The 390-nt window shown below is 46.7% G+C and carries 3 tRNA genes; all 3 read right to left on the bottom strand.

The window, feature by feature from the left end:
• Positions 1 to 47: 47 nt before the first annotated feature.
• Positions 48 to 122, bottom strand: a tRNA-Gln gene (locus H5300_RS27130).
• A 29-nt stretch (positions 123 to 151) separates the two neighbouring features.
• A tRNA-Leu gene (locus H5300_RS27125) sits at positions 152 to 236 on the bottom strand.
• 68 nt (positions 237 to 304) lie between these two features.
• Positions 305 to 379: transfer RNA gene (locus H5300_RS27120), tRNA-Gln, on the bottom strand.
• Positions 380 to 390 lie beyond the last annotated feature (11 nt).

The following is a 390-nucleotide window of genomic DNA, read 5'->3' as shown; positions in this document are numbered from 1 at the left end:
AAGAGTATAGTTAAGAAGACTTATGGTTTGTCTAAGTAACGTTGTAATGGCTGGGCTACCTGGATTCGAACCAGGGAATGCTGGCATCAAAAGCCAGTGCCTTACCGCTTGGCGATAGCCCAACAGGATATCATTTAAGATATCTAAATAATGGTGCGGTCGGAGAGACTTGAACTCTCACACCTCTCGGCGCCAGAACCTAAATCTGGTGCGTCTACCAATTCCGCCACGACCGCAGCAAAGCTTTTACTCTAGCAAAGAGTATAGTTAAGAAGACTTATGGTTTGTCTAAGTAACGTTGTAATGGCTGGGCTACCTGGATTCGAACCAGGGAATGCTGGCATCAAAAGCCAGTGCCTTACCGCTTGGCGATAGCCCAACAGGATATCA

Origin of the sequence: Vibrio sp. SG41-7 (assembly GCF_014164465.1) — a bacterium.
GTDB lineage: Bacteria > Pseudomonadota > Gammaproteobacteria > Enterobacterales > Vibrionaceae > Vibrio > Vibrio splendidus.
This window is presented reverse-complemented; position numbering and strand designations above follow the sequence as displayed.